8 protein-coding genes are annotated in these 8,186 nt (G+C 69.5%); 3 read left to right on the forward strand and 5 right to left on the reverse strand.

The window, feature by feature from the left end; all coding sequences use genetic code 11:
• The 4 genes from ACM2XV_RS09945 to ACM2XV_RS09960 form a co-directional block, all read right to left on the reverse strand.
• On the reverse strand, positions 1-553 hold a 553-nt coding region (locus tag ACM2XV_RS09945; protein WP_487026816.1), incomplete at its 3' end, for an alpha/beta hydrolase.
• Positions 554-555: 2 nt separating this feature from the next.
• Positions 556-1,509, reverse strand: coding sequence for an alpha/beta hydrolase (locus tag ACM2XV_RS09950; RefSeq protein ID WP_487026817.1), 954 nt, complete (start codon positions 1,507-1,509; stop codon positions 556-558).
• Positions 1,510-1,517: 8 nt separating this feature from the next.
• Positions 1,518-3,047 (reverse strand): cytochrome b, encoded by a 1,530-nt coding sequence (locus tag ACM2XV_RS09955; protein ID WP_487026818.1) that lies wholly within the window; start codon positions 3,045-3,047, stop codon positions 1,518-1,520.
• 190 nt (positions 3,048-3,237) lie between these two features.
• Entirely contained in the window at positions 3,238-4,017 is a 780-nt protein-coding gene (locus ACM2XV_RS09960) for a TIGR03557 family F420-dependent LLM class oxidoreductase (RefSeq protein WP_487026822.1), read from the reverse strand.
• A 20-nt stretch (positions 4,018-4,037) separates the two neighbouring features.
• On the opposite strand from ACM2XV_RS09960, the gene ACM2XV_RS09965 reads away from it, so the two are divergent.
• Together ACM2XV_RS09965 and ACM2XV_RS09970 are read left to right on the forward strand one after the other, a co-directional pair.
• Complete coding sequence (locus ACM2XV_RS09965) at positions 4,038-4,178, forward strand: hypothetical protein (RefSeq protein ID WP_487026823.1); 141 nt, start codon at positions 4,038-4,040, stop codon at positions 4,176-4,178.
• A 139-nt stretch (positions 4,179-4,317) separates the two neighbouring features.
• Positions 4,318-4,761, forward strand: coding sequence for a GIY-YIG nuclease family protein (locus ACM2XV_RS09970; protein WP_487026819.1), 444 nt, complete (start codon positions 4,318-4,320; stop codon positions 4,759-4,761).
• Between the two features lie 117 nt (positions 4,762-4,878).
• Here the strand turns inward: ACM2XV_RS09970 and ACM2XV_RS09975 are convergent, their stop codons facing one another.
• Entirely contained in the window at positions 4,879-7,488 is a 2,610-nt protein-coding gene (locus ACM2XV_RS09975) for an MMPL family transporter (protein ID WP_487026820.1), read from the reverse strand.
• A 185-nt stretch (positions 7,489-7,673) separates the two neighbouring features.
• On the opposite strand from ACM2XV_RS09975, the gene ACM2XV_RS09980 reads away from it, so the two are divergent.
• On the forward strand, positions 7,674-8,186 hold a 513-nt coding region (locus ACM2XV_RS09980), incomplete at its 3' end, for a TetR/AcrR family transcriptional regulator (protein WP_487026821.1).

Consider the following 8,186-nt stretch of genomic DNA (forward strand, 5'->3'; position numbering starts at 1 on the left):
ACACGCACCAGCTCGGAATCGTCTTCCAGGCCGGCACCTCGGCGGCCACCGGCTCGGTCAGCGCCGCCTGCGTCACCGGGCGCTGCGTGCGGGCGAGTAGCCCCGCCTGCCCGGCCGAGACGTCGGCGGCGAACTGCGCGTGGAACTTCGGCAGCGCGATCGACAGCTCGACGGTGCCGTCGGCAAGCTCGCGCGGCTCGAGGGTCTCGGCAAGCGTGCTGCCGGGGAACTCGGTCGACAGGTCGAACGCATTCTGGCCGCGCTCTGGCACGAAGGCGTTGGCGTAGACCAGCGCGACGACGGATTCGAGGCCTGCCGCGGCCTGCGAGATCACGAGCCCGCCGTACGAGTGCCCGACGAGCACCACGGGGCGCTCGACCGCGACAATCACATCGCGCACGTACGCAGCGTCGCCCGAGAGGCTGCGCAGCGGGTTCGCGACCGCAATCGCATCGATCCCGCGGTCGTGCAGCTCGGCGATCACGCCGTTCCAACTGGCGGATTCGGCGAACGCGCCGTGCACGAGCAGGACGAGGGAATTCTTCGCAGCCACGGTCACGCCTCCGCCCACAACGCCTTGCGCAACACGTGCCCGGCCTGCTCGACCGCAGCGGTCGTCGCGGCGCTCGGGCGCAGCGGGTTCAGCATCATGAAGTCGTGGAAGATGCCGTTGTAGCCAACGCTCGTGATGCGCACGCCGGCCTGCGTCAGCTTGCGGCCGAGAGCCACCCCCTCGTCGCGCAGCACGTCGTTCTCATCGACGATGAGGAACGTCTCGGGCAGGCCCGCGAGCTCGTCAAGCGAGGCACGCAGCGGCGACGCGGTGATCTCGTCGCGGCGCTCGACGTCGGGCAGGTAGGCGTCCCAGAACCACGCCATGCCCTTGGCCGTGAGGAACGGGCCGTCGGCGAAGTCGCGGTAGCTGTCGGTGTTCTGCGCGGCGTCCGTCACGGGGTAGTACATCGACTGGTGCACGAAGCGCACGTCCCCACGCTGCTTCGCGAGCAGCGACAGCGCAATGGTCATGTTGCCGCCAACCGAATCGCCGGCGACCGCGATGCGGCTGGGGTCGATGCCGTGCTCGCTGCCGTGCTCGCCGATCCACTTCGCGGTGGCGTAGCCCTGCTCGATGGCGACCGGGTAGTGCGCCTCGGGCGAGCGGTCGTACTCGACGAACACGACCGCGGCGTTCGCGCCGACCGCGAGCTCACGGACGAGCCGGTCGTGGGTGAGGGCGTTGCCGATCACCCAGCCGCCGCCGTGCATGTAGAGCACCGCCGGCAGCACCGGCGCGGCACCCACCGGCTTGACGATGCGCACGCGCACGTCGCCGACCTCAGCGGGAACGGTGACCCATTCGTCGGTGACGTCAGGCTTATCGATGGCCTGGGACTGCAGGTCGTCGAGCACCTTGCGGGCGCCCTCGGCGCCCAGCTGGTAGAGGTGCGGCGGGTTGGCGGTGGCGTCGGCGAGCTCTTGCGCGACGCTCTCGAGGATCGGCTTGGTCATGATGCTTCTCACTTCTGTGACTGGGGGTCGCGGCCGGCGGGCGCCGGCCGATTCACCAGCGCTGACCGCGCTGCAGGCGCAGCTGTGACAGCAGGGGTGACGGATTCCTCCTCCGAGTCGGCCCCGGCGTAGCGCCACCGCTCGTAGCTCGGCACGGGCTGGTGCACCTCGACGAACCGACCGCCAGGCATCCGCACGATGCGCCCGGTCTCGAAGCCGTGCACGAGAATCTCGCGATCCTTGCGTTGCAGCCCGAGGCAGACACGCCGGGTCAGCTCGAAGGCGGCGACCGGTCCGAGCACTACGAGCGCCTGGAAAGTGTGCACGACGCCTTCGATCGAGAGCATGAAGTGGGTGGCCATGATGTCGGCACTGCCCGCGCCCCAGAGCACGCAGTAGAAGGCGATCGCCGCCGCCCCTACGCCGGTGCGTACCGGGTTGTTACGGGGCCGCACGCGCAGGTGGTGCGGTGACCGGTCACCCGTGACGTGCTCTTCGACAAAGGGATAGACCAGACCGGCCAGCAGGAAGACACCCGTCGCGACGAGCGGTACGAGTAGCGCCGGCGACCAGGTGTGCCCGAGCCACTCGAACTCCCAACCCGGCGGCACGAGCCTCAGGGCGCCGTCGAGGAAGCCCGTGTACCAGTCCGGTTGACTACCGGCTGAGGCATCCCCCGGCGAAGACGGGCCGAACAGCCAGATCGGCGCGATCGTGACCAGCGCACCCATCGCCGCGATCACGCCGACCACGCCCGAGAACAGGCCAAAGGTGCGCGCGGCGCCAGTGGGCCAGGCCGGCACGTCGTCGTTCGGGCGGCCGGCGCGCGCGAACCGCGGCGCCGACTGCCTGTGCCCGACGCGCACGCGCAACGCGATCAGCACGACGAGCGCGAGCGGAACAACCGCGACGTGCAGCGGGTAGAGGTGCTCGATGATGCGCCCCGGGAAGCCGCCGCCGAACAGCAGGCTCGCGAGCTGAGTGCCGACGAACGGGATCGACAGCGCGACGCCCTGCGCGATGCGCAGCCCGGTGCCGGCGAGCAGGTCGTCGGGCAGGGCGTACCCGCTCCAGCCGCCGGCGAGCACCGCGAGGAACAACAGGTAGAGCAGCACCCAGCTCGCGCGACGCGGGCGCCGGAACGCTCCGGTGAAGAAGGCGGTCAGGATCTGCATGATGACGGATGCCGGCAGCAGCAGCGCCGCCCAGTGATGCGTCTGCCTCACCAGCAGGCCGCCGCGCAGCTCGAGCGAGATGCGCATCGTCGAGGCATACGCCTTCGACACGTGCTGACCGACGAGCGGCAGCCACGGGCCGTCGTAGACGACCTGCGCGCTCGACGGCGTGTACACGAACATCAGCAGGATGCCGGTGACGAACAGCACGACGAGGCTCGCGATCGTGGCGATGCCGAACACGTCGGTCCAGTGCGGTTGCACTCGGCGGCGGTGCCACCGGGCGGTGAGGGCGGTGGCGCGGCGCCCCGCCGACGTTGCGGCGAAGCGGCCCGCGATGCGGTCGGTGATCGAGTACGACATGGGGCCTCCTGACTCGTCAGCTACGACTGATCAGGAGGCCCTGGTGTGACATCGTCGGGGCCGACGTCGGTCGGCTGCGGGGCATCCCACCACCGCTTGCCGCCCCGTGCTCGTGCCGTCGTCGCACCACCCTTCCGCTGCGTCAGCCACCGCGACGCGCTCAGAAGCGCGACGGAGCAGAGGGCTCGGACTACCCCAGCTGCGGCTTCAACTCCCCCGCGAAGAACTCCAGGAAGGCTTCCGGGTCCGGCCCGCCGTTGTGCAGCACGAGGTGGTCGAACCCCGCCTCGGTGAACTGCCCGACGACCTCGAGGTGCCGCTCGACGTCCGGGCCGCACGCGAACTGCTGCAGCACGTCCTCTTCCCGCACGGTCGACGACGCCGCCCTGAAGTTCTTCGGGTTCGGCAGCTCGCTCATGACCGGCCAGCCGGTGGCGAACCACGGCTCCTTCTCAAGCACCGCAGCCGCGGCATCCCCCGCATTCGATGCATACGCGAGCGGCACCTCGGCGTAGCGCACGCCCGCGCCGCCGGCCGCCGCGTAACCCTCGACCAGGTCGGCGCGCGGCTCGGTCGCGAAGATGCCGTCACCGAGTTCGGCGGCGATGCGCGCGGATGCCTTCCCTCCGCTCGCAACCACGATGCGCGGCAGCGTCTCGGGCAGGTCGAACACCTGGGCATCCTCAAGGTTGAGGAACTCGCCGTCATAGCTCTTGTACCCACCCTGCCAGAGCAGGCGGATGATCTCGAGCGCCTCGCGCAGCATGCGGTGGCGGATGCGTGCCCCGGGCCAGCCCTCGCCGATGATGTGCTCGTTGAGGTTCTCACCCGCGCCGACGCCGAGCGTGAAGCGCCCGTTGGAGATCAGCGCCATGGTCGCCGCCGCCTGGGCGATGATCGCCGGGTGGTAGCGCATCGTGGGGCACGTCACGCCGGTGACGAGCCCGACGCGCTCGGTCTTGGCCGCGATCGGACCCGAGGATCGACCACGTGAACCCGCTGTGCCCCTGGTTGTCGAGCCACGGGTGGAAGTGGTCGCTGATCTCGACGAAGTCGAACCCCGCCTGCTCGGCGGCGACCGCCTGGCGGATGATCTCGGTGGGCGCGAAGCCTTCGGTCGAGAGCTTGTAGCCGATCTGCATCGTGGGTCCTCCGTGGGTCTCATGCCGGCAGGAGCCGGCATCCGTTGTGCACTTACGAAGTCGCTGTACCCGGATGCTCACTAAGTGAGTTCAACTCCAGGAGAATTGGCCGGGTTAGCTTGACTTCTATGACTGCACCAACTGCATCAGGCGCGGACGAGGAGCTTCTCAGTTGGTCACACTTGCTGGCTGCGCCTCGACAGTCGGCGCGTGCACTTGCGCGGCGCGACATTCCCCGCGCACCAGGCGTCTATGCATGGTTCCGGGAGGGCGAATGCGTCTACGTCGGAACCGCCAGCAACCTAGCCACTCGGCTGGCCTCACACCTCGCGACGCGACCGGACATGAGCCGCAGCACACTGCGCGCATCGGTCGCGGTTGCGCAACTCGGGGTCGACCGGCGTACCGCTCGCAGCCGACCTTCGGTCCTTTCGGATAAGCAAACTGCAATCGTCAACGAGTGGCTTCGCGGGTGCTGCGTCGGATGGATTGTGTGCAAGTCCCGCGAAGAGGCCGATGTTCTTGAGCGCCGTCTTCGGGCCGACCGACTGCCGCCGCTTAATCGGATGTAGGGCAGTAACTCCCAGCACCCGGCCCGCCCGCGCACGAATTGAACAATTTGCGGAGCGAGGGATGCAGCACGGGCCGACGTGCACTTTCCAGAGCGCCATCCGGCGCCGAAGCACCCCCTACACGAGCACCGGCTCGTCCTCGCCCTCGTGCAGCGGCACGACCGGGTGGGTCCGCTCGAGCCGAGCGCCCTCGACGTCGACATCCGGAACGAGACGGTCGAGCCACTTCGGCAGCCACCACGCGGCGCGACCGAAGAGGTGCAGCACCGCGGGGATGAGCAGCATGCGCACCACGAAGGCATCCGCCAGCACGCCGAACGCGAGGCCGAAGCCGAGCGCCGAGATGATCGAGTTGTCAGAGAAGATGAAGCCCGCGAACACCGACGCCATGATCAGCGCCGCGGCCGTCACCACCGCACGCCCGGCGCGCACACCCGACACGACGGCGACCCGCGCGGATGCCCCGTGCACATACGCCTCGCGAATGCCGGTTCCGATGAAGAGCATGTAGTCCATAGCGAGCCCGAACAGGATGCCGACGACGAGGGTCGGCAGGAAGCTCAGCACGGGGCCCGGGTCGTGCACGTTGAACAGCGCGCCGAGCCAGCCCCACTGGAAGATCGCGGTCACACCGCCGAGCGCCGCGAACAGCGACAGCACGAAGCCCCCGGTCGCGAGCAGCGGCACAAGCAGCGACCGGAACACGGCGATCATGATGAGGATCGACAGGCCGATCACGACGATCAGGTACGGCGGCAGGGCGCGGGCCAGGTAGTCCGTGATGTCGATGTTGCCGCTCGTCGCGCCGGCGACCTGGAAGTGCCCCTCGACGCCGCTCGCGCCCGACGACCGCAGGTGCTGCACCAGATTCTCGGTCGACACGTCGTTCTGCCCACCGCGCGGGATCACCTGGAACACGACGACATCGTGCGAGGTGGATGCCGTCACGGGCACCACCGCGGCCACGTCGCGCATCGCGCTCAGGTGCTCGCCGATCTGCACCTCACGGGCGGTCATCTCAGAGTCCGAGAGCCCCGACGAGACATCCGCCACCACCACGAGCGGCGCATTGAAGCCCTCGCCGAACGCCGCGCGCACCTTCTCGTAGGCGCGGTACTGCGTCGAGTCGGCCGGCTGCGAGCCCCCGTCGGGCAGGCCGAGCCGCATCTGCGTGGCGGGCACGGCGATCGCGCCGAGGACGAGCACGGATGCCACGGCCGTGATCCATGCGCGCGGGGTCGACATGGCCGTGAGCGGTCGGCGCGGCTTCGCGGGGCGCGCACCCTCGGCCGCACCGGCACCGGCGCCGGCATCCGCACCGGCACCGGCAGCGGCACCGGCGCCAGCATCCGCCCCCTCTGCCAGCCTGCGCCGCACCCGCTTGGGCAGCACGCGCAGACCCGCCAGCCCGAGGATCGCCGGCGTCAGCGTGATCGCGACGAGCACGGCGACCGCCACGGCGAGCGCGGCGGCCGCGCCCATGAGCCCGAGGAACGAGATGCCCGTCACGAACAGCGCCACCAGCGCGACGATGACCGTGATGCCGGCGAACACGACCGCCGACCCCGAGGTGCCGTTCGCGAGCCCGATGGACTCGTGCACCTCCATGCCGCGCTTCAGCTGCTCGCGGTGCCGGTTGAGGATGAACAGGGTGTAGTCGATGCCGACCGCGAGGCCGAGCATCAGGGCGAGGATCGGCGTCGTGCTGTTCATCTCGATGAGCTTCGAGAACGACATCACCACGAGGTAGCTGATGCCGACGCCGACGATGGCGTTGAGCAGCGGCAGACCCGCCGCGATCAGCGTGCCGAGCATGATCGCGAGCACGATGGCCGCGATCACGATGCCGCCCGCCTCGCTCGAGCTGCCGAAGCCCTGCTGCGCGAGCTCCTGTGAGAAGTCGACCGTCGTGCCGGCTGGGGCCGCGTCACTCGCGGCGGCGCGGATGTCGCTCGAGACCTCTGGCGAGATCTCGTTCTGCGCCGCGTCCAGGGTGACGGTCACGATCGCCGTGCGCTCGTTCTTCGAGACCTGCAGGGCGCCCTGCGACATCTCAAGGAGCTTCGACCCCTGCGTCAGCTGCGTGCGCTGCTCGTCGATCTTCTTCTGGTTCGCGGTGAGCTGCTCCTGCTGGGTCGCGAGCTGCTGCTTCCCGGCGTCGAGCTGCGCCTGCTGCGCGTCGAGCTGCGGCTTCGCCGCGTCATACATTCCGGATGCCTGCGCCTGCGCGACCGCCGCGTCAAGCTGCTTCTGCCCGTCGCTCAGCTGCTGCTGCGCCGCGTCGAGCTGCTTCTGGCCGTCGCTCAGCTTCTGCTGGGCCGCGGCCAGCTGGGCCTTCCCGTCGGCGAGCTTCTGCTTCTGCGCGTTCACCTGCTCGAGCTGGTCGAAGGGGTTCGCGACCGACTTCACCCCGTCGACCTTCTCGACGGCGGCGATCATGTCGGCGAGGTCGGCCCGCTGGGCATCCGTCATCGCCTGCTTCGCCGTGCTCTGCACGACGATCGTGCCGCTCGCGTGGGTGCCGGCCGCGTCGCTGCCGAGGATCTTCTCGAGCCGGTGCTGCACCTGCGTGGTGGGCGTGTTCGGGATCGTGATGGCGTCGGAGAGCCGGCCACTGCCGACCGAGAACGCCACGACGGCGAGGCCGAGGACGACCGCCCATGCGGTGATGACGATCCAGGCGCGTCGTGCCGAGAATCGGCCGAGGCGGTACAGCAGGCCGGCCATCGGTCCACCCTTCAATCGGTGGCTGCGCCGGGCTGGAGGGCGCGGGTCGTCGCAGGCTGCGGCGACGTCTGCCCTTCATCGCCATCGACTCAGCGCTATGTTCTTCAACGAGACGCTTAGTACCGTAGATCGCGGCCCTGAGGTTCTGCTAGACGCCACGTCTCGTTGTAGGGAGATCTTCAGCTATGCCCAGAGGAGCAGCACGCAGCGAGGCGTCGCGCACCGCGATCCTCACCGCCATCGCCACCCTGATCGACCGCATGGGCTTCGACAATGTGACGATCGAGGCCATCGCGACCGAGGCCGGCGTCGGCAAGCAGACGATCTACCGCTGGTACCCCTCGAAGAACGCGATCGTCGCCGAGGCGCTCGCAGAGGGCACGCTCGTGCCCGAGAGCTTCCCCGTGCCCGAGACCGGCGACGCGCTCGCCGACATCTCGGCGTGGCTCGAGCGCGTGCTGGCGTTCCTCGGCGACGAGACGCATGCCGCCCTGCTCGGCTCGCTTCTCTCGGCCTCGATCGACAGCCCCGAGATCGGCCTGCGGGTGGCCGAGCGACTGGGCATGGCCAGCCCGACGGTGGCCGAGCGGGTGCAGCAGGCGAGGGATGCTGGCCAGCTGAGGCCCGCGCTCACGGGCGAGCAGATCGACCAGCTGATCTTCGGACTCGTGGTGATGCGGGCGCTCGGACGCGCCCCG

The organism is Gryllotalpicola sp. CP2-P1, from assembly GCF_057512245.1.

Excerpts from the sequence above, each read along its gene's own strand:
- ACM2XV_RS09950 (WP_487026817.1), bottom strand. The coding sequence starts at position 1,509 with ATGACCAAGCCGATCCTCGAGAGCGTCGCGCAAGAGCTCGCCGACGCC.
- ACM2XV_RS09955 (WP_487026818.1), bottom strand. The coding sequence starts at position 3,047 with ATGTCGTACTCGATCACCGACCGCATCGCGGGCCGCTTCGCCGCAACG.
- ACM2XV_RS09970 (WP_487026819.1), top strand. The coding sequence starts at position 4,318 with ATGACTGCACCAACTGCATCAGGCGCGGACGAGGAGCTTCTCAGTTGG.
- ACM2XV_RS09975 (WP_487026820.1), bottom strand. The coding sequence starts at position 7,488 with ATGGCCGGCCTGCTGTACCGCCTCGGCCGATTCTCGGCACGACGCGCC.